Here is a 25,286-nt window from a genome sequence, read left to right on the forward strand (position 1 = left end):
GCCTTGCCTTCCACCCTTCCCCTCGGCGACCCGGTCCCGGCCGACGGCGGCTTCCCCGCAACCGTGGCGCAGGCGCTTCCCGCCCGCGCCGAGGCGCCCTTCGGCCTCTACGTACACATTCCGTTCTGCAGCGTGCGCTGCGGCTACTGCGACTTCAACACCTACACCGCCGAGGACCTCGGCCCCGGGGCGTCCCAGGTGTCCTACCCGGACACGCTGATCTCCGAACTGGTCTTCGCCCGTGAGGTGCTCGAGAAGATGGGCGCCCCGGAGCGCCCCTTCTCCACGGTGTTCTTCGGCGGCGGCACCCCGACGCTGCTCCCGCCGGAGGAGCTCGCCCGGATCCTTACCCGGGCCCGTGAGCTCTTCGGCTTCCGACCGGACGCCGAGATCACCACCGAGGCAAACCCCGACACGATCACCGACGCCACCGCGCAGGTCCTCGCCGAGGCCGGGTTCACCCGGCTGAGCCTGGGCATGCAGTCCGCCGTGCCGCATGTGCTGGGGACCCTGGACCGCACGCATGACCCGGCCAACGTGGAGCGCGCGGTCCACGCCGCTCGCGCCGCAGGCCTGCAGGTCAGCCTGGACCTGATCTCCGGGACTCCGGGGGAGAGCCTCGAGGACTGGCGCACCAGCCTGGAGCACGCGGTGGCGCTGGCGCCCGACCATATCTCGGCCTACTCGCTGATCATCGAGGAGGGCACCGCCATGGCGTCGAAGATCAAACGCGGCGTGCTGCCCGACATCGACCCCGATGACCAGGCCGATAAGTACCTGCTCACCGATGAGGTGCTCGGAGCCGCCGGGCTGACCTGGTATGAGGTCTCCAACTTCTCCACCAGCGTGGCCACCCGCTCGGAGCACAACCTGAACTACTGGCTGGACTCCGACTGGTGGGGCGCCGGCCCCGGTGCGCACTCGCATATGGCGGGGCTGCGCTGGTGGAACGTGAAGCACCCAGCCGCCTATGCCCAGCGGCTCTCCAGCGGCGCCACCCCCGGCCACGGCCGGGAGCTGCTCGCGGACGCGGACAAGACCCTGGAGCATCTGATGCTGCGGCTGCGCCTGGCCGACGGGCTCGACGTCGCCGGGTTCAATGCGCTGCCGGAGCTGCGCCGCAGCCAAGGTGAGAAGATCTCGCGCAAGAGTGTCCAGGCCTTGGTGCATGACGGGCTGATCGAGGAGGGCGCGGCCCAGCCGAGCAACGCGCATCCTCAGGGGCGGGCGGTGCTCACCCTGCGCGGACGGCTGCTGGCCGATGCGGTGACCCGAAGACTGGCGCCCTGAGCCGAGCCTGAGGGCTTGGCGGGACGCAGGAGGATGTTCGGTGGATCAGATGAAGATTCTCAGTGGATCAGCCGAAGATTCAGCGGGTACCGGTAGGGGCGCCCCTTATTGCACTGGATGCCGGCGACCAGGCCGGAGATGGTCATCGTGATCCAGATCAGCACCGCCAGCAGGCCGAAGATCCAGCCGATGGCGGGGATCAGGGCCAGGATATAGCAGCCCAGCATCACGGCGGTCAGCGGCAACGTGAAGTTCAGCGCCTCTTTGGACTCCTGGGCCGTGAAGGGGCCGCGGTCGCGGTAGACCAGGTAGATCGCGAGTGCGGGGAAGCAGCCGATGAGCGCGCCGAAGTGGGACAGCGTCGCCCAGCGTCGATCCTCCGCCGGGGTCAGCGAGGCGGCGGCGGCAGAGGAACCCTTCAGGCGTGGCGCTGCGTCCGTTCGAGCGTCCTGTTCCGACTGCTCGCCCTGGGGTTTCTGATTATGCGTCACTGCACCTCCGTGATCATGGTGCCGCCCTTGCGATACGCGGCCGTTCCCACTTTCGGATTCTATCCACTGACGCTGAACATCAACTGGCCGTCGCGGGCGTGTCGGCCTTCAAGTTCCGGGCGCTCCCGCGTGATGCAGTGTCCCTACTAGTCATTGCGTCATTGCGTTTCGGTGCTGCGGCTCATGGCTCCACCGTGACGAAGTCGATCAGCTCCTCCACGCGTCCGAGCAGCGAGGGCTCCAGGTCGGCGTAACTCGTGACCTGGGCCAGGATCCGCTTCCAGCCGTGCGCGATGTCTCGCTGGTTCGCGTGCGGCCAGCCCAGGGCCTGCAGCGTGCCGACCTTGATGTCCTGGCTGCGCGGGACCTCGGGCCAGCGCCGCAGCCCGAGCAGGTGCGGCTTCACCGCCTGCCAGACGTCGACGTAGGGGTGACCCAGCACCGCGATGTTGCCCCGTGCGCCCGGCTGCTGCATGACCTCGCGGGCGATGCGGGACTCCTTGGAGCCCGGGACGAGGTGATCAAGCAGCACCCCGACCCGTCGCTGCGGACCGGGCCCGAACGCACGGATCGCCCCGAGCAGGTCATCGGCGCCGTGCAGCGGCTCCACCACGATGCCTTCGATCCGCAGGTCCTCGCCCCAGACCTTCTCCACCAGCTCGGCGTCGTGGGTGCCCTCGACCCAGATCCGCGAGGCCCGGGCCACGCGGGCCGGCGCATTGGCCACCGCCACCGATCCGGAGGCGGTGCGGGTGGGCTTCGCCGCGACGGCCCGGGGGGTGGGGGGCGTCAGCTCCACCGGCTGGCCCTCGTGCAGGAATCCATGGCCCAGCGGGAAGGAACGGACCTTGCCGCGCCGGTCCTCGAGGCTCACCACGTGGACCCCGCCGGAGGCCTCCACCGAGATGATCGCGCCGACCCAGCCGGACTCCACCTCTTCGATCACGGCGCCGTAGTCGGCCGGCATCGTGGAGACCTTGCGGAGCTGGCTCTGGCGGAGCCGGGAGAGGTCCTGGGCACCCCAGTTCGGGGTGGAGGAGTTACGCCAGTCGGGGAGGTGCGGAGCGCTCATGATCACCCATTGTAGAATTAGCACTTGTACTCGAAGAGTGCCAGAGGTTCAGGAGGCGCCAAGCTTACATGTCCGACACCCGTCGTCTGCAGGTTCTGCGTGCCATCGTGGAGGACTATGTCCACACCCGGGAGCCGGTCGGGTCCCGGGCCCTGGTGGAGCGTCACGACCTGGAGGTCTCACCCGCCACGATCCGCAACGACATGGCCCACCTCGAGGAGGAGGGCCTGATCGCCGCGCCGCACACCTCCGCCGGGCGGATCCCGACCGATCTCGGCTACCGGCGATTCGTGGACAAGATCACCGAGGTCCGTCCGCTCACCTCCGCTGAGCGGCGCGCCATGGACACTCTGCTCGAGACCGCCGATGACCATGACGCGATGCTCGAACACACCGTGCGGCTGCTCGCGATGCTCACCAATCAGGTCGCTGTGATCCAGCATCCGCAGCGCTCCACCGCGAAGATCCGGCACATCGACATCGTCTCGATGTCCTCGCACAAGGCGCTGGTGATCGTGATCCTCTCCTCCGGGAAGGTCGATCAGCGCATGGTCACCCTGGCCGACGCGATCGGTGATGACTCGCTGCACCGGCTCGCCCAGGTGCTCTCCTCTGAGCTGCACCAGCGCTCCATCTCGGCGCTGCCGCTGCCCGCAGACACCCTGATCAGCCGGGTGGAGCCGGTGCTGCGACCGTCCATGGCGATCCTCGCCCAGGCCGTGGAGACCATCCTGGAATCGTCTCGGGTGGATCGCATCATCATGGCCGGGACTGCTAACCTCGCCAGGTCGGGCCGCGACCTCGGTCCCTCCATCGGCCCCATTCTTGAAGCGCTCGAGGAACAAGTCGTGCTGCTTCGACTGTTGACAGAGATGGAGCAGGACCGGCGCGGTCTCTCCATCCGCATCGGTCACGAGACCAGCCATGATTCGCTGATCGAGACCGCTGTGGTCGCAGCGGAGTACGGCAGCCATACGGGAGCCGAGGGTGCCAAGCTCGGCGTCGTCGGTCCGACCCGCATGGACTACGGCTCCACCATGTCCGCGGTGCGCGCAATGGCGCGCTACCTGTCCCGAATTCTTTCCGAAGGGTGAACGTCCACGAAGATGACGACTGACTACTATGAGGCGCTGGGCGTCAGCCGCTCGGCGTCCACCGAAGAGATCAAGAAGGCCTACCGCAAACAGGCCCGGAAGCTTCACCCGGACGTGAACCCCTCCGACGACGCCGCCGAGCAGTTCAAGGTGCTCGGCCGCGCCTACGAGGTGCTCGCGGACCCGCAGAAGCGGCAGAACTACGACGCCACCGGCGATGAGAACGGCCGCTCCGGATTCCCCGGCGGTGGAGCAGGCGGTGCCGGCTTCGGCGGGTTCGGCGACATCTTCGAGACCTTCTTCGGCGGGGGAGGCGGCGGCCCCGCCTCACGCACCCGCCGCGGCCAGGACTCGCTGATCCGGGTCCGGATCGACCTGCGCGACGCCGTGTTCGGCACCACCAAGGAGGTGGAGCTGGAGACCGCGGTCACCTGCACCGTCTGTGACGGCTCCTGCACCCGCAAGGGCACCTCGCCCACCACCTGCCCGGACTGCCACGGCCAGGGCCAGGTCCAGCGCCCGATGCGCTCGATCCTGGGCACCGTCATCCAGACCCAGACCTGCGCGCGCTGCGCCGGCTTCGGCAACATCATCGAGGACCCCTGCCAGGAGTGCGACGGTCAGGGCCGGGTGCGCGAGCGTAAGTCCCTGAAGGTCAAGGTCCCGGCAGGCGTGGACCGGGGCAACCGGATCCACCTGGCCGGCGAGGGCGAGGCCGGGCTGGCCGGCGGACCCTCCGGGGACCTGTTCATCGAGGTCGAGGTCAAGCAGCACGAGGTCTTCACCCGCCGCGGCAACGACCTCCACGCCACCGTCTCGATTCCGATGACCGCGGCCGCCCTGGGCACCACGGTCGGGCTGGAGACCTTCGACGGGGCCGAGGAGCTCAGCGTGAAGCCGGGCACCCAGTCCGGTGAGGTGCTCACGCTCAAGGAGCGCGGGGTGACCCACCTGCGCGGCGGCGGTCGCGGGGCGCTGAAGGTGCACCTGAAGGTGGAGACCCCCACCAAGGTCTCCGAGCGCGAGGCCCAGCTGCTGCGCGAGCTCGCCCTGGAGCGTGGCGAGGAGCGCGGGGAGTCCACCACCGAACACCGTGGCGTCTTCGCCAAGCTGCGCGAACGCTGGGACGCGCTCTAGAGATGCGCGAGGCGAGATGACGGCACCGCTGTTCCACCTCGAACCGGGCGCGCTTGACCACGTTGGCGTGGCCGAGGTGATCACGCTCGCCGGGTCGGAGGGCCACCACGCCGCCACCGTGATGCGCCTGCAGCCCGGTGAGCCGGTGCTGCTCTCCGACACCGTGGGCCGGCGCGCCGAGGGTCGGGTCCGCTCCGCCGGAAGCGGGCAGCTCGAGGTGGAGATCCTTTCGCTGCTCCAGGAGCCGCGGCTGCTGCCACGTCTGGTGCTGGTCCAGGCGCTGGCCAAGGACCGCCGGGACCTTCAGGGCGTGGAGTCCGCCACCGAGCTCGGCGTGGACGCGGTGATCCCCTGGCAGGCCGAACGCTCCGTGGCCCGCTGGAAGGCCGGACGCGAGGCCAAGAAGCACGCCGAATGGGTGGCGATGGTGCGCACCGCGGCGAAGCAGACCCGGCGCACCACAATCCCGGAGGTCCGCCCGCTGCACAGCACCTCCGGCTACCTGCAGGCGATCAAGGCGGCCGGCGCCGAGGTCGGCGTCGTGGTGCTGCATGAGACCGATGAGACCTCGCTGGCCCAGGCGATCGCCGCACTGCAGGCGCCAGGCGGGCACGCATCGCAGGCGCCCGGAGCACCCGCGCACCAGCTGACCGAGCTGCATCTGATCGTCGGACCCGAGGGCGGGATCAGCGACCGCGAGATCGAGCTGCTCACCGGGGCAGGCGCGCGGATCGCCAGGCTCGGACCCACCGTGCTGCGCTCCTCCACCGCAGGGCCCGCAGCGCTGGCCGCCGCGCAGCTGCTGCTGGGCCGCTGGGACTGGGACACCGGGGCTGGTCACCCCGAACAGAGCGCATAGACTGAGGACCAATGACTGAGACTTCGCAGAACCCGAGCACATCGACCATCTCCGGAGCGGCCCGCGGCGCCACCGCCGCCGCGCTGGGCAACATCGAGCGTCAGGTCTACTTCGCCGACGCCGACACCATGTTCCGCAGCCTCGGCGCCGGAGATCTCGCGCTGCGGATCCTGCAGGGGATCTACCCGGCTTCCTCCATTGGGTTGCGCGACCAGCTGGTCACCGTGGGCGGACCCGCCGAGGAGGTCACCGGGATCGTGGAGATCCTCAACCAGCTCAAGACCCTCGCCGCCTCCGGGACCACGGTCACCGAGGAGATCATCGAACAGGTCGCCACCATGGTCCGCGCCGACGCAGCGCAGGACTCCGCGCGGATCGTGACCACCAACATCCTCTCCCACCGCGGGCGCACCATCCGGCCCAAGACCAAGAACCAACAGACCTACGTGGACACCATCGACGAGTCCACCGTGGTCTTCGGCATCGGCCCGGCCGGCACCGGCAAGACCTACCTGGCCATGGCCAAGGCGGTCCAGGCGCTGCAGGCCCGCGAGGTCAACCGGATCATCCTGACCCGCCCGGCCGTGGAGGCCGGCGAGAAGCTCGGCTTCCTGCCCGGCAGCCTCAATGACAAGATCGACCCCTATCTGCGCCCGCTCTACGACGCGCTGCACGACATGATCGACCCCGATTCGATCCCACGTCTGATGGAGTCCGGCATCATCGAGGTGGCCCCGCTGGCCTATATGCGCGGCCGCACGCTCAACGACTCGTTCATCATTCTGGACGAGGCGCAGAACACCACCGCCGAGCAGATGAAGATGTTCCTGACCCGGCTCGGCTTCAACTCCAAGATCGTGGTCACCGGCGACATCACCCAGGTGGACCTGCCGCGCGGCACCGACTCCGGGCTGCGCACCGTGATCGAGATCCTCGACGGCGTCGAGGGCATCGAGATCTCCCGCTTCGGCTCCGAGGACGTGGTCCGCCACGAACTCGTGGGCCGCATCGTGGATGCCTACGAACGCCACCAGGACCGGGCCGCCGCCCCCAGCGCCCGGCGCGGAGGACGACGATGACCGAGGTCCAGGTCACGGTCGAGGACAGCTCGGGCTCCGCGCTGATCTCCGGGGAACACCTGGCCGAGCTGCTGGACCTCACCGGGTTCCTCTACGCCAAGCTGCACCTGGGCCCGGAGGTGACGCTCTCGATCACCCTGGTGGACGAGGAGACCATCGAAGGGCTGCACCTGGACTGGATGAACCTGCCCGGACCCACCGACGTGATGAGCTTCCCGATGGACGAGCTGACCGCCGGCACCGCCGGGGACCCGGTCACCGAGGGCGTGCTGGGCGACATCGTGATCTGCCCCGGCGTTGCCGCCGCGCAGGCGAGTGCCCACGGGCACCCGCTGAGCGCCGAGCTCGCGCTGCTGGCCACCCACGGGGTGCTGCACCTGCTTGGACACGATCACGGCGAGCCGGCGGACCGTGAAGAGATGTTCACCCTGCAGCGAGTGCTCCTGGAGGAGTTCCTCGGCCACGCCGCACCGACGCCGACGGTCTGATCCATGGTCCTCGGGATCCTCATCATCCTGGCGCTGGTCTGCGCCGTCCTGGCCTTCGCGCTCTCCGCGGCTGACTCCGCGTTCCTGCGGCTGAGCCGCCGCGAGGCCGAGGAGATCGCCGAGAAGCGCGGCTCCACTGCCGTGGAGAAGATCCTCGCCCAGCCGGTGGCGCACACGCTTGCGCTGCAGACCTGGCGCTGGCTCTTCACCACCGCCGTGGTCGTGCTGGTGATCGTGTCCTCTGCGCTGGCACTGGACGGACTCGGCGCCGGCGCCGTGGCTGGCTCCGCGATCCTGCTCATCGGCGGGGTCATCGTCGCGGCGATCTCCCCGCGGCGCATCGGTCGCGGCCACCATCTGTTCGTCGCCGCGGCGACTGCCGCGCTGGTGCGCACCCTGCGGGTCGTGCTGGGACCGTTTCCGGAGGCTCTGAGCAGCATCGGCGCGCGCACCGTCCCGGGCACCGCGCACACCGATCAGGGCTTCTTCGACGACGAGGAGTTCCGGGAATTCGTGGCCCGCGCCTCGGAGAAGGACATCATCGAAGACACCGAGGCGGAGCTGATCCAGTCGGTCTTCGACCTCGCCGCCACCCGGGTCCGGGCCGTGATGGTCCCGCGCACCGATATGGTCACCGTGGAGTCCGGGACCAGCCTCGCCGAGGTCATGACGCTGTTCTTCCGCTCCGGCTACTCCCGGATCCCGGTGGTCCGAGGCTCCGCGGACGACATCACCGGCATGATCTACCTCAAGGACGCCGCCTTCCTGCACCATCGGCTGCGCAGCGGGGAGCTGCTCAGCTCCTACGGCGATCGCGACCCGGATTCGATCATCATCGACGAGCTCCAGCGCGACGTGCGCTACGTGCCCGAGTCCAAGCCGGTCTCGGAGTTCCTCTCCGAGCTGCAGCGCGAATCCACCCATGTCGCCATCGTGGTGGATGAATACGGCGGCACCGCCGGGATGGTCACCCTGGAGGACCTGATCGAAGAGATCGTCGGGGAGATCGTGGACGAATACGACACCGAGGCCGCCGAGACCGAAGATCTCGACGACTCACGACGCCGGATCTCCGCCCGGATGTCGGTGGACGACTTCGCCGAGCTCTATGACCTCGACCTCGATGACGAGGAAGAGGTGGACACCGTCGGCGGTCTGCTCGCCAAGGCCCTGGGCCGGGTGGCGATCGCCGGATCCGAGGTCGAGATCCCACGCCGCCACGGCCCCGGAGTCGTGTTGCGCGCCGACCGGCTCCAGGGCCGCCGCAACCGAGTGAGCCACGTGCTCGCCTGGGAGGCCGAAGATCGACGCGGCGCCAGGGCCGGGCTGGGCACCGACGCCGAGCCCGACGCGCTGCACCGCACCGCGCACCGCACCCCAGCCGGGGTCGGGGCCGGAACCACGACAGAGACCACGGCACGAGAAGCAGCACCGTATGAGGATCGAGCCGCAGCCGCGGACTCGACGCAGGAGAGGATCAGGACACCACGATGAGCCCCACACAGATGCCGCCGCAGCAGGAGGGCTTCGCCGCGTTCGACGAGAACTTCCGCGCCGGATTCGCCAGCCTTGTAGGACGCCCGAACGCAGGGAAGTCCACCTTGACCAACGCGCTGGTGGGGGACAAGGTCGCGATCACCTCCTCCAAGCCGCAGACCACCCGGCACACCATCCGCGGGATCGTGCACCGCAGCGACTTCCAGCTGGTCCTGGTCGACACCCCCGGGCTGCACCGTCCACGCACCCTGCTCGGCAAGCGGCTCAACGGTCTGGTCATCGACACCCTCTCCGAGGTCGACGTGGTCGGGTTCTGCATCCCCGCCGACGAGAAGGTCGGACCCGGTGACCGGTTCATCGCCGCACAGCTCACCAAGCTTCCGCACAAGCGGGTGATCGCGCTGGTCACCAAGGTGGACAAGGTCTCCCGCGAGGACCTCGCCGAGCAGCTCATGGCGGTGGACCAGCTCGGCCGCGAGCACCTCGCCCAGGAGGGCAAGCAGGCCGGCGGCTTCGCCGAGATCATCCCGGTCTCCGCGCTGGAGGGGGAGCAGACCGAGGTGGTGGTGGAACAGCTTGCCGCCATGATGCCGAAGTCCCCGCCGCTCTACCCCGAGGGTGAGCTCACCGACGAGCCTGAGGCGATCATGGTCGCCGAGCTGGTGCGCGAAGCCGCTCTGGAGGACGTCCGCGATGAGCTGCCGCACTCGATCGCCGTGGTCGTCGAGGAGATGGTGCCCCGCGAGGGTCGCCCCGCGGACAAGCCGCTGCTCGACGTCCGGGTCTCGATCCACGTGGAGCGCGACTCGCAGAAGGCGATCATCATCGGCAAACGCGGCGCCCGGCTCAAGGCCATCGGCACCGATGCGCGGGCCGGCATCGTGAAGCTGCTGGGAACCCCGGTCTACCTGGACCTCCATGTGAAGGTCACCAAGGAGTGGCAGCGCGACCCGAAGAAGCTCGGTCGGCTCGGCTTCTGAGCAACCCGGCCTGGGACCGGTGCATCGGCGTCGTCCACATGATGAGAATCAGGGTGACCCACTGCACAGGCCCGCGCTGCGTGCTATTTTGAATGGCGTGCAGACGATACGCCAGCGAGTCCTACGACTAGAGCTTCTCCGCCGCAGCGGGGAAGAGCTCGCGCGCGTCTGATCCCAGCTCACCTCTCCGGTCAAGCTCGTCGATCCAGCACAGCGCAGCACTTCCAGGTCGAATCCCCGCTGCGGAGCTCCTCCGCCTCGACCGCTCGCCCGCAGCTCGTTCACAGCAAGGAAGCTCTCATGCGCAAACTTCAGAAGACCTCCCCGATGCCCTTCAACCGGTATGTCCCCTTCGAGGATCAGATCACCGTCTCGCTGCCGGACCGGACCTGGCCGGACCAGACCATCAAGGCCGCCCCGCGCTGGTGCGCAGTGGACCTGCGTGACGGCAACCAGGCGCTGATCGACCCGATGACCCCGGATCGCAAGCACCGGATGTTCGAGCTGCTGGTGAACATGGGGTTCAAAGAGATCGAGGTCGGCTTCCCCTCCGCCTCGCAGACCGACTACGACTTCGTCCGGCAGCTCATCGAGCAGGACAAGATCCCCGAGGACGTCTACATCCAGGTGCTCACCCAGGCGCGCGAAGCCCTGATCGAGCGGACCTTCGAGGCCATCGCGGGGGCGCCACGGGCGATCGTGCACCTGTACAACTCCACCTCCGTGCTGCAGCGCGAGGTGGTGTTCAAGGCCGACCGCGACGGGATCGTGGACATCGCCACACAGGGAGCCCGGCTGTGTCGGAAATACGAGGAGGCGATGCACGCCGCCTCGGAGACCCCCACCGAGATCGTCTACCAGTACTCCCCAGAATCCTTCACCGGCACCGAGCTGGACTTCGCCGCGCACATCTCCGATGCGGTGGTCGACGTCTTCGGCGCCACCCCGGAGAAGCCGGTGATCATCAACCTGCCCGCCACGGTGGAGATGGCCACCCCGAACGTCTACGCGGACTCCATCGAATGGATGCACCGGAACCTGCGCAACCGCGAATCCATCGTGCTCTCGCTGCACCCGCATAACGACCGGGGCACCGGGGTCGCCGCCGCCGAGCTCGGCTATATGGCAGGCGCCGACCGGATCGAAGGCTGCCTGTTCGGCAACGGTGAGCGCACCGGCAACGTCGACCTGGTCACCCTGGGCATGAACCTGTTCAGCCAGGGCATCGACCCGGAGCTGGACTTCCGGGATATGAGCAGCATCCGCAGCATCGTGGAGCACTGCAACCAGATGGGTGTCCCGGAACGTTCACCCTATGGCGGCGACCTGGTCTTCACCGCCTTCTCGGGCTCGCACCAGGACGCGATCAAGAAGGGCTTCGAGCACATGGACGCCCGCGCCGCGGCGGCCGGGACCTCCCGGGACGAGATCACCTGGGCCGTGCCGTACCTGCCCATCGACCCGAAGGACATCGGCCGCAGCTACGAGGCGGTCATCCGAGTCAACTCTCAGTCCGGCAAGGGTGGCGTCTCCTATCTGCTCAAGGCCGAACGTGGCATCGATCTCCCGCGCCGCGCGCAGGTGGAGTTCTCCGGGGTCATCCAGCGTCGGGCCGACGACGGCGGCGGCGAGGTCTCCGGTGAGGAGATCTGGCAGATCTTCCAGGACGAGTACCTGCCGGTGGACACCGCGGACCACCAGTGGGGCCACTACCGGTTGGACGAGGTCAACACCTCCTCCAACGCCGAGGGCGTGTTCCACATGGAGGTCGAGCTGCAGGCCGGCGGTCACTCCACCTCCCAGGCCGCTCACGCCAACGGTCCGATCGCGGCGCTGCTGAAGATCCTTGCGGAGGACGGGGTCGATGTGCGGCTGCTGGACTACACCGAGCACGCCATGAGCCAGGGCGGAGACGCCCAGGCGGCCTCCTTCGTGGAGCTGGCGATCGGGGAGCGGGTGCTCTGGGGCGTCGGCCTGGATCACAACACCACTCTGGCCTCGCTGCAGGCCGTGATCTCGGCCGTGAACCGGGCGCTGCGCGACGTCGCCCCGGTGGCGTAGCCCGGGCTCGCGCCGCAGTATGCCCGGGCATGCGCTGCAATATCCCCGGGCCTGCGCCGCGATATCCCCGGGCATGCGCCCATGCCGCTGTAGTACTCTGCCACCATGGCCGGCTCCACCTTCGCGTCCCGTTCCTATCGTGACGCCGCGATCATCCTGCGCACCCAGAACCTGGGTGAGGCGGATCGCATCATCACCGCGCTGACCTCGGCGAACGGGCTGGTGCGTGCGGTGGCGAAGGGGGTGCGCCGCACCTCTTCGAAGTTCGGCGCCACCGTGGAGCCGTTCATGGTGGCAGACGTCCAGTTCGTGCACGGCCGGTCGCTGGACATCGTCACCCAGGCCACCTCGAAGAACACCTATGGGCCGCCGATCGTGGCCGACTACGACAAGTACATGGCAGCGAGCACCATGGCCGAGACCGCCGAGCGGCTGATGGACGTCGAGTCCGATCCGGCCTTCGGCGGTGCCCAGTTCCGACTGCTCCACGGCGGGTACTCCGCACTGGCACGCGGAGTCCATCCGGCCGACGTCGTGCTGAACTCCTACCTGCTGCGCGCGCTCTCCGCCGCCGGCTGGGCGGTCACCTGGACCGCCTGCGTGGCCTGCGGCAAGCCCGGGGCGCACACCGGCTTCCATCCCGCCGCCAGCGGTCCGGTCTGCACCGACTGCCGACCCCCGGGCACCCGAACCCTGGACCCGGCCACGGTGGAGCTGCTGCACGCGCTGCAGCACGGGCATTGGGAGCAGACCCGGTCCTTCCGCAGCGATATTCGGCATGAGGCCACCAATGTGGTGATCAGCTATGCCCAGCACCACCTGGAGCGCCGGCTGAGCTCTCTGGGACTCTGAACCCGCCGGCTCGCCACCGCGGGTACGGCGTTGGTCTGCCGACACGACATGGAAGAATGGGAGCCATGTCCCGGCCCACGCATCAGGATCCCACCCCGCACCCCGACGACGTCTGCGCACCGCGGCTGCCCCCGGAACTGGTGCCGGCCCATGTCGGGATCGTGATGGACGGCAACGGCCGCTGGGCGAACCAGCGCGGGCTCCCGCGCACCGAGGGTCATCGGGCCGGCGAGGCCGCACTGATGGACGTGATCGCCGGAGCCATGGAGATCGGCGTCCAACACATCAGCGTCTACGCCTTCTCCACCGAGAACTGGAAACGCTCACCCGATGAGGTGCGCTTCCTGATGGGCTACTCCCGCGAGGTGCTCCGCCGGCAGCGCGACGTGCTGAACTCCTGGGGCGTGCGGATCCGATGGAACGGACAGCCCGGACGGCTGTGGCGCTCGGTGATCAAGGAGCTGGAGATCTCTGAGGAGCTGACCCGGAACAACACCCGGTTCACCCTGACCATGTGCGTGAACTACGGAGGCCGCGCGGAGATCACCGACGCGGTCAAGCTGATCGCCGCCGAGGTCGCCGCCGGCCGGATGGACCCGCGCCGGATCACCGAGCAGACCGTGGCGGCACACCTGGATGAACCCGACCTGCCCGACGTCGACCTCTTCCTGCGCAGCTCCGGGGAGCAGCGCATCTCGAACTTCCTGCTCTGGCAGTCTGCCTACGCCGAGCTGGTGTTCATGGACGTGCTCTGGCCGGATGTGGACCGCACCACCCTGTGGGAGGCGGTGGAGATCTACGCCCGCCGGGACCGCCGCTACGGCGCCGCGGTGGACAGTTTCTCGGCCGGCCGCTCGGCCTCGGGGGCGTAGGCCCGCAGCCAGCGCTGAACCTCGTCCAGCGCCCGGTTGCGCACAGCAGCCTCCGAGGCGAAGACGTCATGGATCGCCCCGTGCACCCGCACCACGGTGACCTGATCGCCGAGCTTCACGGCCCGGCGAGCCAGCAGCTCCACATCGAGCACCGAATCTGACTCCTGCAGCTCCTGCGTCCAGTGTCGCCGGTAGGCGGTCGCCGTCGAGAGCAGCACCAGGATCGGCAGCTGCAGCCCCAGGCCTTCGTGGACCTTCCGGTGACCCACCAGGACCGCGCGCATCCAGCCCACCCGGATCGGAAACGACGTGCGCGGACGCCACTTCGGATGCAGCGTCCATTCGCCCCGGGCCTGATCCGAGAGCGTCTGCCAGTAGTTGTCGATGGCCGGAAGCTTCAGCGCCCGAGTGGGGGCGAACTGGCCCAATGGGGCAAGGATGCCCTCGGTGGCGGTGCGCGCGGCGACGTCGCCGGAGAGCTCCAGCCAGGGGCTGTTGAGCACCAGCGCGCTGATCCGTCCGGGATTGCGCTGTGCCCAGAGTGCGGCGACCAGGCCGCCGGTGGAGTGGGCTTCGATGATCGGGGGCGGGGCCTGCGGGTGCATGGCGCGGATCTCGACCAGCGCGGCGTCGATGTCGGCGTCGTAGGTGCCCAGGTCATCGACGTAGCCCGGGGTCTGCCAGCTGCGCAGACTCCGGCCGTACTTGCGCAGATCCAGCGCGTAGAACGGGCGACCCCAGCTCTGCCAGCGGCGAGCCATCGGGATGTTGTAGAAATAGTCGGCCCAGCCGTGGATATGCAGCACCGGAGCCAGTTCCGGCGGGTGGTCCGGCTCCGCCGGGGTGTTGCGCGCAGCGGCCACGGCTTCGGCCTCTCCCGGGCGCTCATCCTGGACCGCCTGCTGTTCCGGGTCGGGGGAGTAGCTGACCAGCGTCGCGCTGACCGGCCCCTCCTGATCCTCACCGAGCGGAAGCGTCAGCCGCTTGCAGCCCTGGAGGTGATCAGGAGACCAGACACCCACCGGGGAGTCTTCGAGCAGTTCGTTCATAATTCCCATCCTATGAGCCAACGTTGCGCGGACCGGCATCCTAGGATGGGAGCCATGTACCGCTTCGTCTTCAAGACCGTGTTCACCCGGATCGATCCCGAGCAGGCCCACCACCTGGTCATCTCCGGGCTGCGGCTCGGCACGCGCATCGGGGCCGGCAGGGTGCTGGAGCGGCTCTGCCGCCCGGCGGAGTCGCTGCAGGTCCGAGCGCTGGGCCTGGTCTGGCCCTCACCCTTCGGCCTGGCCGCAGGCTTCGACAAGGGCGCCACCTCGGTGCTCCCGCTGGCGAACCTGGGATTCGGGCATATCGAAATCGGCACCGTGACCGCCGCCGCGCAGCCGGGAAACCCGAGGCAGCGGCTGTTCCGACTGGTCAGAGACCGCGCGCTGATCAACCGCATGGGATTCAACAACGACGGCGCCGCCGCGGTCCGCCCGCGTCTGGAGGAGATCCGCTCTCAGATCGCCGAGTTGAAGCGGGCCGGACGCCACGTTCCGGTGATCGGGGTCAACATCGGCAAGACCAAGGTCACCCCGCTCGAGGAGGCCACCGAGGACTACCTGATCTCCACTCGGACCCTGGCGCCGGTGGCGGACTACCTCGTGGTCAACGTGTCCTCGCCGAACACCCCCGGGCTGCGCCAGCTCCAAGACATCACCTCGCTGCGCCCGCTGCTCGCCGCGGTGGGCGCCGCCGCCGATGAGGCTGCGCAGCGCCACGTGCCGCTGCTGGTGAAGATCGCCCCCGATCTGGCCGACGCCGACGTCGACGCGGTGGCCGAGCTGGTGAGCGATCTGGGACTGGACGGAGTGATCGCGACGAACACCACGATCTCCCGGGAAGGGCTGCAGAGTGACCCGGCGCAGGTGCAGGCCGCCGGGGCCGGCGGGCTCAGCGGTCCGGTGCTCGCAGAACGGTCCAAACAGGTGCTGATCCGACTGCGCGCCGCGCTGCCGCGCACCACCACGATTATCTCCGTCGGTGGTGTGAGCACCGGGGCAGAGGTCGCCGAACGGCTCGCACTCGGAGCCGACCTGGTCCAGGGCTACACGGCCTTCGTCTACGAGGGCCCCTTATGGGTCCGGCGGATCAACCGTGACCTGCGCTCCGCGCTGCGAAGCGGCTGATGTTGCCGCTGATGTCGCCACTCATGTTGCAGTTGCGAAGCGGCTGAAGTCCCGCCGAGGCTGCAGGCTCAGGCGGGGAAGTGGCCCCGGGAGACCAGAGGCTTGGGCAGGCGGAGCCGACGGATCTGCAGTGAGCGCATTGCGGCGTAGAACGGAAGACCGCGTTCGCGGTTCTCGACACCGAACTTGGCGTCGATCTTCTTACGCACGACGCGCCCGACCCACACGGCCTCCACGAGCACGGCGAGGACGAAGAGCCACAGGATCTGGCTGACGATGATGCGCATCTCTTGGTTCATGACGAAGGATGCGAAGAGGAAGACCAGCACCAGGACGAGCATCCACTCACCGATGCCGAATCGTGCATCGACATAGTCCCGGACGTAGCGACGCTGCGGACCACGGTCACGGGCCGGAAGATACTTCTCCTCACCGGTCTCCATCGCCCGGCGCATCTTCACCCGCTGATCGGCCATCTGCTGGCGCTGCGCGGCGCGGGCGACCTTCCGGTCGTTCTGCACCAGCGGCCGTTTGCGGGCCGCCTGCTGCTGGCTGCGCTTTGGTGTCGGCACACCCTTCTTCTCAGGCTGGCGCTTGGTGGTCTGGGCCTGCTCGCGGGCAGCCGCGGCCTCGGCTTCGGCAATATTCTCGGCGGAGTTTCTCTTACGTCCTAGCACCCTGCCAGTGTAGCGGGAATAATGGGGCCGGACCCTGCAACGTGCTGGGCCGACGGGAATGAACCTCGTGGCCCCTGGCGTTGTTACCGTAGAGCACAGGCCTGCCGCTACAACGAGAGAGGTGTATTCCATGAGCACCACCACCCAGGACACCGCCGCCGGATCCGCTGCTGAGTCCGCATCAGCCGAGATCACCGGATCCGCCGTCGATGGCTTCAAGACCCACCAGGTCGAACTCAGCGGTACTGCCGCTGAGAAGGTCTCCTCGCTGCTTCAGCAGGAGGGACGTGAAGATCTCCGGCTGCGCGTGGCCGTGCAGCCCGGAGGCTGCTCCGGATTGATCTATCAGCTCTACTTCGACGAGCGCGTGCTCGATGGAGACGCACTGCGCGACTTCAGCGGTGTCGAGGTCGTCGTGGACAAGATGAGCGTGCCCTACCTCGAGGGCGCGAAGATCGACTTCGAGGATTCGATCTCCAAGCAGGGGTTCACCATCGACAACCCCAACGCCGGCGGCTCCTGCGCCTGCGGCGACTCCTTCCACTGATCGAGTTCCGCAGCACCCCGCTGGGCGCCGCGATCAGGGTCTGAGGCTGGACTCCTGCCCGGTCAGCTGGGTCACAACGTCACAAAGCAGTCATATCGGCGGCGGATTCACTGTCTGCCGGCCCGAGCGAAACTCCGCTTCTCCCGTTTTCTACACGGGGTAGAAGCGGAGTTTTCTCGTCTCCAGGGCTCGGTGGGGGACTCGAAGGAGCAGATCAGTTGCGCCGGCCGCGGGTGTCCGTCCTCCCTGTCCTCTACAGGACGTAGTAGTCTGGAGCGCGAAGCGTCCATGGTGGTTCGATCTCTGCGCACAGCGCGGTCAGCGGGTCACGGAGAACGCAACATTCGCACATCGAGATAGAGGAAGGGCCGTCTGTGAGTTCGCATAAACGAACCGGCAGCCGAGGCCGTGCATTGAAGTCAGTTGCACTGGCCAGCGCGGCGGCACTGGTGTTCAGCGCCTGCTCGGAAGAGCAGCCTGTACAACGAGGATGGCTCCCGGGCAGCCGGGACACCACCAGCAACACGGCCGAGATCACTGACCTGTGGGTCAACTCTTGGATCGCGGCGCTGATCGTCGGCCTGATCACCTGGGCATTGATGCTCTGGTGCATGGTGGCCTACCGCCGTCGCAAGGGGGAGACCGGCTACCCGCGTCAGCTCGCGTACAACGTGCCGCTGGAGATCATGTACACCATCGTCCCACTGGTCATGGTGGGCGTGCTGTTCTTCTACACCAACGAGGTCCAGCGCTCGGTCGATGAGCCCTACACCGATCCTGATCTGGTCGTCGATGTCCGAGGCAAGCAGTGGGCCTGGGACTTCAACTACAACTACGACGGCGAGGAGCGCTACTTCGCCGGCGTCCAGGCCGAGCTCACCGGTGAGGAGGGTGTGCGCGAGACGCTGCCCACCCTCTACCTCCCGGTGGACCAGCCCGTGACCTTCGAGCTGAACGCCCGCGACGTCATCCACTCCTTCTGGATCCCCGCCTTCCTGCAGAAGCGCGACATGATCCCGGGTCGCACCAATGAGATCCACCTGACCCCTCAGGAGCTCGGCAGCTTTGACGGCAAATGTGCCGAGCTCTGCGGCGAGTACCACTCGGAGATGCTCTTCAATGTGGAGGTCGTCACCGAGGAAGAGTTCCGTGACTACCTCGAGACCCTGCCCGAGGGTCAGCTCGGCGACGAGTATGACCGCAATCCAAACCTCCACGAAAATGTGGCCGGAACTGAAGGGGACGACTGACAGTGGCGACCCTCGAATACACAGCCGACGAAGCGCGTGAGGTCTCGCGCGTCGTCCCCCGCTCCAAGGGGAAGATCGTCGTCAGCTGGCTGACGACCACCGATCACAAGGTGATCGGTTACATGTACCTGATCACCTCCTTCCTGTTCTTCTGCGTCGGCGGCGTCATGGCGCTGCTGATCCGTGCGGAGCTCTTCGAGCCCGGCATGCAGCTGCTGCAGACCAAGGAGCAGTACAACCAGCTCTTCACCATGCACGGCACCGTCATGCTGCTGATGTTCGCGACGCCGCTGTTCGCCGGCTTCGCCAACGTGATCATGCCGCTGCAGATCGGCGCACCCGACGTCGCGTTCCCGCGGTTGAACGCGCTGGCCTTCTGGTTCTTCCTCTTCGGCGCCCTGGTCGCCATGGCAGGCTTCCTCACCCCACAGGGTGCGGCCTCCTTCGGCTGGTTCGCCTACGCTCCGCTCTCGGACACCACGTATTCCCCGGGCGTCGGTGGAGACCTATGGGTCTTCGGTCTGGCGCTGACCGGCTTCGGCACGATCATGGGTGGTGTCAACTTCATCACCACGATCCTGTGCATGCGCGCACCGGGCATGACCATGTGGCGGATGCCGATCTTCGTGTGGAACACGCTGATCACCTCGATCCTGGTCCTGATGGCCTTCCCGCCGCTGGCGGCAGCGCTCTTCGGACTCGGCCTCGACCGGCGGTTCGGCGGTCACATCTTCGATCCCGAAGCCGGTGGTGCGGTCCTCTGGCAGCACCTGTTCTGGTTCTTCGGACACCCGGAGGTCTACATCATCGCGCTGCCGTTCTTCGGCATCGTCTCCGAGATCCTGCCGGTCTTCAGCCGCAAACCGATCTTCGGCTATAAGGGCCTGGTCTACGCCACCATCGCCATCGCCGCCCTCTCGGTGACCGTGTGGGCCCACCACATGTATGTCACCGGGGCCGTGCTGCTGCCGTTCTTCGCGCTGATGACCATGCTGATCGCGGTGCCCACAGGGGTGAAGTTCTTCAACTGGATCGGCACGCTCTGGCGAGGGTCGCTGACCTTCGAGACGCCGATGCTCTGGAGCCTCGGATTCCTGGTGACCTTCCTCTTCGGCGGACTCACCGGCATCATCCTGGCCGCCCCGCCGCTGAACTTCCACCTCTCGGACACCTACTTCGTGGTCGCGCACTTCCACTACGTGGTCTTCGGCACCGTGGTCTTCGCGATGTTCGCAGGCTTCTACTTCTGGTGGCCCAAGTGGACCGGCAAGATGCTCAACGAGCGTCTGGGCAAGATCAACTTCTGGATGCTCTTCGTCGGCTTCCACGGCACCTTCATGATCCAGCACTGGCTGGGCGTCATGGGCATGCCGCGTCGTTACGCGGACTACATGGTCGAAGACGGGTTCACCACCATGAACCAGTTCTCCACCGTGTTCTCGATGCTGCTCGGCGCCTCGCTGATCCCGTTCTTCTGGAACGTCTGGATCACCTCACGCAAGGGCAAGAAGGTGCTGGTGGACGACCCGTGGGGCTTCGGCGGCTCGCTCGAGTGGGCGACCTCCTGCCCACCGCCGCGGCACAACTTCTATTCGCTGCCGCGCATCCGCTCCGAGCGTCCTGCGCTGGATCTGCACCACCCTGAGCTCGCTGACCGGCACACGCTGCAGACGCCTGCGGGCAAGATCTTCGGCCCGGCAGATCAGTCGGACAAGGAAGGCGTCTGATGAAGGCAAATATCGGATTGTTCCTGGGCCTGGGCATCTTCGTGTTCATCGTGGCCTTCATCTACGGCTTCTGGAGCGGATGGTCAGACATGGCCGGATTCCCGCTGCTGCTGCTCACCGCGGGCATGGGCTTCATGCTCTGGTTCTACCTGCGCATGGTGGCGAAGAACCATGACGTGCTCGACGGGGACAACCCCGAGGGCGAGATCGAGCACATGGCCGGCAACTACGGGGAGTTCGCTCCGTGGAGCTGGTGGCCGCTGGGCCTCGGCTTCTCCGCAGCGTTCGCATTTTTCGGGCTGGCCATCGACTGGTGGGTGTTCTTCCTCGCCCTGATCCCGGGCCTGTTCTTCATCACCGGCTGGGTGATGGAGTTCAACCGGAAGCGCTACGCGCACTGATCCACACCGACACACGTCTCAGGAAGGCCCGCCGTGAGCATCGACTCGCGGCGGGCCTTCCTGTATCCCGGAGCAGGACGTGGCGGGCCTCGTCTCTCGGCGCACGAGGTGATGCGTAGAATTCTGGCTATGACGATCCGCCCCATCACGATCCACGGTGAACCAGTCCTGCATCGACGCGCGCAGGAGGTCGAGCGCATCGACGACTCCATCCGCGAGCTCGTGGCCGACATGATCGAGACCCAGGACGCCGCCCACGGTGTCGGGCTGGCGGCCCCGCAGGTCGGCGTCGGGCTGCGCATCTTCACCTACAGCTTCGCCGACTCCGGGGATCAGCCCTCCCGCGCAGTGATCATCAACCCGCGGCTGCGCCTGATCGGCAAGGTCTCCAAGGAGTCGGCTGACCCGGAGGAGGAGTCCGAGGGCTGCCTGTCAGCCCCGGGGTACAACTACCCGCTCAAGCGCAGCGAGCACGTGGAGATCACCGGCCTCGACCTGCGCGGGGAGCCGCTGCGGTTCGAGGCCACCGGCTGGTTCGCCCGGATCCTGCAGCACGAATACGACCACCTCGACGGCTATCTCTACGTCAACCGGCTCGACCCGAAATGGGCTCGGCGCTGGAAGAAGGCCGTGAAGAAGGAGGGCTGGAACCAGCCCGGGCTGACCTGGCTGCCCGGGGTCGACCCCGACCCGTTCGGCCATGACGAGCCCGAGGACCTTGCCGAGCCGGAGGGACTGGTCGAGCCGGAGAACCTTGCCGAGCCGGAGGGGCTGGTCGAGCACGACGGCGCAGGTCAGTCGAAGGGCACCGGCTCTGCGGAGCGGGGTTTCAGCTCATACCCTGGCTGAACGCCACCCAGCGGCGCAGCACCTGCGCGGCGGCGCCGGAGTCGAGGGCCTCCTCGGCCCGGCGCATATTGGCCCTCAGCCGCTCCACCAGCGGCCCGCCAGCCTGTTCATCGAGACTGGTGAGTCCTCCCGCGGCATTCAGGACGACGGCGTCGCGCACAGGCCCAGGCTCCCCGGAGAGCAGGCGGTGCACGATCTGCGCGTTCTCGGTGCCGGTGCCCCCGCGCAGGTCTGCCACCGCGACCCGGGGGAGTCCGACGTCCTCGGGCTCCAGGACGGTGTGCGAGACCTCTCCGGAGCGGACCTCCCAGATATCGGTGGCCGCCGAGGTGGTGATCTTGTCCCGCCCGTCGCGCCCGCGGAACACCAGGCCGCGGGTGCCGCGCATGGCGAGCACCTGGGCCATCTTCGGTGCCAGCGTGGGACTGGCGCAGCCCAGGGCCTGGGCGGTGACCCGTGCCGGGTTCGAGAGCGGCCCCAGGAAGTTGAACACCGTCCGGATGCCCAGCTGACGCCGGACAGGTCCCACATGGCGCATCGAGGGATGGAAGCTCTGCGCGAAGAGGAACGTGATGCCGACCTCCTCGGCGGCCCGGGCCACCTGCTCTGCGCTCAGGCTCAGATTCACCCCGAGCGCCTCGATCACATCGGCGGCGCCGGCCGTGCTGGAGGCCCCGCGATTGCCATGCTTGACCACTCGAGCCCCGGCGCCGACCGCGGTCAGCGAGGCCATCGTCGAGATGTTCACGGTGCCCAGCATGTCCCCACCGGTGCCCACGATGTCCAGGGTGGGTCCGGGGATGCGGAGCGGCACCGCCTTGTCCATCATGGTGCTGCTCAGCCCGACGAGCTCCTCCGCGACCTCGCCCTTGGCGCGCAGCGCGACCAGGAAGGCCGCGACCTGCCCGTCGCCCAGGGCGCCGCTCATCAGATGCTCCATCGCCCAGGCAGAGGTGGCGGCCGTGAGGTGCTCCCCGGCGAGCAGAGTCTCGAGCAGCTCTGACCAGCTGGCCGGCAACGCAGGGCTGAGGGGAAGCGGATCAGGGGAGTGTGGAGGTTTCACAGCCCCAGACTATCGGCCGATTCCGCGTGGAGTCCGTCCAATTTCGACACGCTGTAGAAATATTGTCGACTTTTTTGACCGGCTCCACCTTGGCGGATCCTGGGAATGGCGCGGAATCCGCCCCCTGACAAGGATCTGGAACCACGCCATAGTGGTCAACGGTGTCGCAAATCGCTGGGGTTTCAGGACATAATGAATGCGTGACGTCTGCAACCCAAGCCCCAATCGCTCCGGCGCGAACCTTGCCGAACCGCCCGAACATGGTGTCCGTGGGCACCATGGTCTGGCTCACCAGCGAGCTCATGTTCTTCGCCGGCCTGTTCGCCATGTTCTTCACACTGCGTTCCACGCAGTCTGAGATGTTCGCCGAGGGTGCCAGTGAACTGGACATCCCGTTGGCCACCACGATCACGGTGATCCTGGTTGCCAGCTCGGTGACTGCTCAGTTCGGTGTCTTCGCGGCCGAGCGGCACCAGCCGCGCCGCACCGGAGGCACGTTCCAGATCCAGCACTGGGGCATGGTCGAGTGGTACATCCTCTCGTTCATCATGGGTGCGATCTTCATCGGCGGCCAGGCCTACGAGTTCGCGGTGATGGTCTCCCATGGGATCACCGTCTCCTCGAACGCCTTCGGCTCCGCCTTCTACATCACCACCGGCTTCCACGGGCTGCACGTTATCGGTGGACTGATCGCCTTCCTCTACGTGATCGCGCGGGCGTACTTCAGCGTGAAGTTCACCCATAAGGAGGCTCACGCCGCCGTCGTCGTCTCGTACTACTGGCACTTCGTCGACGTCGTGTGGATCGCTCTGTTCGGCATCGTCTACCTGCTGCCGCTGTTCGCTTGATTGACCGCGCCAGCCGGCGCACACCAGCTTGTATCGCATCGAAAAGTTAGGAACCGGCACGTGAAGGCACTCTCACAGAAGCGTCGCCACCCGCTCGCGGCAGTGGCGCTGCTCCTCCTGGGCCTCTTGCTCACCGGAGGGCTCTACGCCGCGGCGACCTCCATCAACGAGGCTCAGGCAACCAATGCTGCCGATGCCTACTCCGCCTCCGACGTGGAGGAGGGCGAACGGCTCTTCGTGGCCAACTGCGCCACCTGCCACGGGATCAACGCCGAAGGCTCCGACGCCGGACCCTCGCTGATCGGCTCCGGCGCCGCCTCGGTCGACTTCCAGGTCGGCACCGGCCGCATGCCGATGCAGATGTCCGGACCGCAGGCGCAGAAGAAGCCGGCTCAGTTCAACGACGAACAGACCATGCAGCTCTCGGCCTACGTGGCCTCGCTGGGCTCCGGCCCCGCAGTGGCCGACGAGGAGTACCTCGACGTCGAGCAGGGCAACATCGCCCGCGGCGGTGAGCTCTTCCGGATCAACTGCGCCATGTGCCACAACGCTGCCGCTGCCGGTGGCGCGCTGACCGAGGGCAAGTACGCGCCCGCGCTGGACGGCGTCGAGTCCCGGCACATCTATTCGGCCATGGTGACCGGTCCGCAGAACATGCCCGAGTTCAACGACTCGAACATCCCTCCTGAGGACAAGCGCGACATCATCGCCTTCCTGAAGAACAACGAATCTCAAGGCGTGCCGGGCGGGTTCTCGCTGGGCTCGCTGGGACCGGTCTCGGAGGGTCTGCTCATCTGGACCCTCGGACTGGCCCTGCTGATCGGTTCGATGGTCTGGCTGACCTCACGGTCCTCCTGAGCATCACCGGCAGCACCTAAGCACCCCGCACACGTAAACACTGAAGCAAAGGACGAGAACCATATGGGCGAGCACGGTAACGGCGGTCCGAACTCGGGCGCCGTCATCAAAGCAGGTGAGGGAAGGTCGAGCGGCTACGCCATCGACAACCCAGGCCTGCCCCCGCACCGCCCGCGGTTGACAGACGCGGACGAGAAGGCCGCCAGGCGCGCCGAGCGCCAGGTCTCTGCGCTCTTCCTGATCTCGATCATCGGTACGGTGATGTTCTTCGTCGGCTACTTCGCCGTCGGCGTCACCGACGGTGATCTTCAGATGCTCCGGCTGCAGAACACCCTGCTCGGCGTCGGCGTGGCCTTCGCCATGCTCGGCATCGGACTCGGCGTCGTGCAGTGGGCCCGCGCCCTGATGCCGGACCATGAGGTCATCGAGGACCGCAAGCCGCTGCGCAAGGAAGCAGAACGCGCCGAGGCTGCCCAGACGGTCAACGAGATCGTCGACGAGACCCAGATCAAGCGTCGGCCGCTGCTGCGCAACACGCTCATCGGCGCCGCGCTGCTGGCCCCGCTGCCCGCCGTCGTCGTCTTCCGCGACCTCGATCGCTCCGAGGACTTCGGGCCTGAGCGGATGCGCCACTCGCTCTGGGCCGAAGGGGTGCGCCTGGTGCGCGATCCCACCGGCACCCCGATCCGCGCCTCCGACCTCACGGTCGGCTCCGCGGTGCACGCGATCCCGGAGACGCTGCGCGAGGTCTCCGGGCACGGCGATCGCCTGGCCGAGAAGGCCAAGGCCGTCGTCCTGCTGATCCGGATGAACCCGGATGACTTCGAGCCCGTGACTCCGGGTCGTGAGGATTGGAAGTACGAGGGGATCATCGCCTGTTCCAAGGTCTGCACGCATGTCGGCTGCCCGGTTGCGCTCTACGAGCGTCATACTCACCACCTGCTGTGTCCCTGCCACCAGTCGACCTTTGACGCCGCTGAGGAGTTCAAGGTCATCTTCGGTCCGGCAGGCCGTCCGTTGCCGCAGCTGCCCATCACAGTCGACGATGAGGGCTTCCTCATTGCGCGCAGCGACTTCACCGAACCCGTCGGCCCCACCTACTGGGAGCGTGGCTAGA

24 protein-coding genes and 1 pseudogene are annotated in these 25,286 nt (G+C 67.4%); 20 read left to right on the forward strand and 5 right to left on the reverse strand.

From position 1 onward, the window contains the following. Positions 1-3: 3 nt before the first annotated feature. On the forward strand, positions 4-1,290 hold the full coding sequence (gene hemW / locus EV640_RS11930) for a radical SAM family heme chaperone HemW (RefSeq protein ID WP_036475974.1): 1,287 nt from the start codon (positions 4-6) through the stop codon (positions 1,288-1,290). Positions 1,291-1,349: 59 nt separating this feature from the next. On the opposite strand, the gene EV640_RS11935 is transcribed toward hemW, so the two are convergent. Continuing rightward, positions 1,350-1,781 carry a DUF4870 domain-containing protein gene (locus EV640_RS11935; protein WP_036475976.1) on the reverse strand — a complete coding sequence of 144 codons (432 nt, stop codon included), beginning with the start codon at positions 1,779-1,781 and terminating at the stop codon, positions 1,350-1,352. 181 nt (positions 1,782-1,962) lie between these two features. Further along, entirely contained in the window at positions 1,963-2,853 is an 891-nt protein-coding gene (locus tag EV640_RS11940; RefSeq protein WP_133726537.1) for a DUF3097 domain-containing protein, read from the reverse strand. A gap of 68 nt (positions 2,854-2,921) precedes the next feature. Between EV640_RS11940 and hrcA the strand changes: the two genes are divergently transcribed. The 10 genes from hrcA (at position 2,922) to EV640_RS11990 (ending at position 13,772) form a co-directional block, all read left to right on the forward strand. After that, positions 2,922-3,947 (forward strand): heat-inducible transcriptional repressor HrcA, encoded by a 1,026-nt coding sequence (hrcA, locus tag EV640_RS11945; protein ID WP_036475977.1) that lies wholly within the window; start codon positions 2,922-2,924, stop codon positions 3,945-3,947. A 12-nt stretch (positions 3,948-3,959) separates the two neighbouring features. Next, positions 3,960-5,084, forward strand: a complete 1,125-nt coding sequence (dnaJ, locus tag EV640_RS11950) for a molecular chaperone DnaJ (protein ID WP_036475979.1) — start codon at positions 3,960-3,962, stop codon at positions 5,082-5,084. Between the two features lie 16 nt (positions 5,085-5,100). Continuing rightward, entirely contained in the window at positions 5,101-5,943 is an 843-nt protein-coding gene (locus EV640_RS11955; RefSeq protein ID WP_051501237.1) for a 16S rRNA (uracil(1498)-N(3))-methyltransferase, read from the forward strand. An 11-nt stretch (positions 5,944-5,954) separates the two neighbouring features. Further along, positions 5,955-7,022, forward strand: coding sequence for a PhoH family protein (locus tag EV640_RS11960; protein WP_051501238.1), 1,068 nt, complete (start codon positions 5,955-5,957; stop codon positions 7,020-7,022). Beyond that, positions 7,019-7,510, forward strand: a complete 492-nt coding sequence (gene ybeY / locus EV640_RS11965; protein ID WP_036475981.1) for an rRNA maturation RNase YbeY — start codon at positions 7,019-7,021, stop codon at positions 7,508-7,510. The genes EV640_RS11960 and ybeY overlap by 4 nt, the downstream gene beginning before the upstream one ends. 3 nt (positions 7,511-7,513) lie before the next feature. Beyond that, positions 7,514-9,004 carry a hemolysin family protein gene (locus EV640_RS11970; protein WP_084479601.1) on the forward strand — a complete coding sequence of 497 codons (1,491 nt, stop codon included), beginning with the start codon at positions 7,514-7,516 and terminating at the stop codon, positions 9,002-9,004. Beyond that, positions 9,001-9,987 (forward strand): GTPase Era, encoded by a 987-nt coding sequence (gene era, locus EV640_RS11975; RefSeq protein WP_424991614.1) that lies wholly within the window; start codon positions 9,001-9,003, stop codon positions 9,985-9,987. The genes EV640_RS11970 and era overlap by 4 nt, the downstream gene beginning before the upstream one ends. 300 nt (positions 9,988-10,287) lie before the next feature. Further along, complete coding sequence (gene leuA / locus EV640_RS11980; RefSeq protein ID WP_036475982.1) at positions 10,288-12,048, forward strand: 2-isopropylmalate synthase; 1,761 nt, start codon at positions 10,288-10,290, stop codon at positions 12,046-12,048. 105 nt (positions 12,049-12,153) lie between these two features. Then, a complete protein-coding gene (recO, locus tag EV640_RS11985) occupies positions 12,154-12,900 on the forward strand; it encodes a DNA repair protein RecO (RefSeq protein WP_036475986.1) in 747 nt (248 codons plus the stop codon). Between the two features lie 56 nt (positions 12,901-12,956). Beyond that, a complete protein-coding gene (locus EV640_RS11990; protein WP_036475993.1) occupies positions 12,957-13,772 on the forward strand; it encodes an isoprenyl transferase in 816 nt (271 codons plus the stop codon). Here the strand turns inward: EV640_RS11990 and EV640_RS11995 are convergent. After that, on the reverse strand, positions 13,718-14,821 hold the full coding sequence (locus EV640_RS11995; protein WP_166645921.1) for an alpha/beta hydrolase: 1,104 nt from the start codon (positions 14,819-14,821) through the stop codon (positions 13,718-13,720). The two genes, EV640_RS11990 and EV640_RS11995, sit on opposite strands and share 55 nt — an antisense overlap. 54 nt (positions 14,822-14,875) lie before the next feature. Here EV640_RS11995 and EV640_RS12000 point away from each other — a divergent pair, with 54 nt between their 5' ends. Further along, the gene (locus tag EV640_RS12000; protein WP_133726539.1) at positions 14,876-15,949 is read left to right on the forward strand and encodes a quinone-dependent dihydroorotate dehydrogenase; all 1,074 of its coding nucleotides are present in this window, start codon (positions 14,876-14,878) and stop codon (positions 15,947-15,949) included. A 68-nt stretch (positions 15,950-16,017) separates the two neighbouring features. Here the strand turns inward: EV640_RS12000 and EV640_RS12005 are convergent, their stop codons facing one another. Beyond that, positions 16,018-16,626, reverse strand: a complete 609-nt coding sequence (locus EV640_RS12005; protein WP_036475994.1) for a DUF3043 domain-containing protein — start codon at positions 16,624-16,626, stop codon at positions 16,018-16,020. A gap of 130 nt (positions 16,627-16,756) precedes the next feature. Here EV640_RS12005 and EV640_RS12010 point away from each other — a divergent pair, with 130 nt between their 5' ends. From EV640_RS12010 to def, 5 genes and pseudogenes are all read left to right on the forward strand, one after another. Continuing rightward, complete coding sequence (locus EV640_RS12010; protein WP_036476139.1) at positions 16,757-17,173, forward strand: HesB/IscA family protein; 417 nt, start codon at positions 16,757-16,759, stop codon at positions 17,171-17,173. A gap of 374 nt (positions 17,174-17,547) precedes the next feature. Beyond that, positions 17,548-18,423 (forward strand): aa3-type cytochrome oxidase subunit II, encoded by an 876-nt coding sequence (ctaC, locus tag EV640_RS12015; protein WP_133726540.1) that lies wholly within the window; start codon positions 17,548-17,550, stop codon positions 18,421-18,423. 2 nt (positions 18,424-18,425) lie between these two features. Continuing rightward, complete coding sequence (ctaD, locus tag EV640_RS12020) at positions 18,426-20,150, forward strand: aa3-type cytochrome oxidase subunit I (RefSeq protein ID WP_133726541.1); 1,725 nt, start codon at positions 18,426-18,428, stop codon at positions 20,148-20,150. Further along, complete coding sequence (locus tag EV640_RS12025) at positions 20,150-20,551, forward strand: cytochrome c oxidase subunit 4 (protein WP_036475996.1); 402 nt, start codon at positions 20,150-20,152, stop codon at positions 20,549-20,551. Before ctaD ends, EV640_RS12025 begins: the two co-directional genes overlap by 1 nt. A 129-nt stretch (positions 20,552-20,680) precedes the next feature. Then, positions 20,681-21,253: pseudogene (gene def, locus EV640_RS12030) on the forward strand (peptide deformylase); the annotation flags it as partial. Positions 21,254-21,380: 127 nt separating this feature from the next. Here def and trpD read toward each other — a convergent pair. Further along, positions 21,381-22,463 (reverse strand): anthranilate phosphoribosyltransferase, encoded by a 1,083-nt coding sequence (gene trpD / locus EV640_RS12035; protein WP_235181058.1) that lies wholly within the window; start codon positions 22,461-22,463, stop codon positions 21,381-21,383. A gap of 200 nt (positions 22,464-22,663) precedes the next feature. Here trpD and ctaE point away from each other — a divergent pair, with 200 nt between their 5' ends. The 3 genes from ctaE to qcrA all read left to right on the forward strand — a co-directional run bounded on the left by ctaE (position 22,664) and on the right by qcrA (position 25,285). After that, positions 22,664-23,311, forward strand: coding sequence for an aa3-type cytochrome oxidase subunit III (gene ctaE, locus EV640_RS12040; RefSeq protein WP_084479604.1), 648 nt, complete (start codon positions 22,664-22,666; stop codon positions 23,309-23,311). Between the two features lie 60 nt (positions 23,312-23,371). Continuing rightward, a complete protein-coding gene (gene qcrC, locus EV640_RS12045) occupies positions 23,372-24,169 on the forward strand; it encodes a cytochrome bc1 complex diheme cytochrome c subunit (protein WP_036476005.1) in 798 nt (265 codons plus the stop codon). 63 nt (positions 24,170-24,232) lie between these two features. Next, entirely contained in the window at positions 24,233-25,285 is a 1,053-nt protein-coding gene (gene qcrA, locus EV640_RS12050; RefSeq protein ID WP_036476007.1) for a cytochrome bc1 complex Rieske iron-sulfur subunit, read from the forward strand. Position 25,286 lies beyond the last annotated feature (1 nt).

It is taken from the genome of Nesterenkonia aurantiaca (assembly GCF_004364585.1).
GTDB lineage: Bacteria > Actinomycetota > Actinomycetes > Actinomycetales > Micrococcaceae > Nesterenkonia > Nesterenkonia aurantiaca.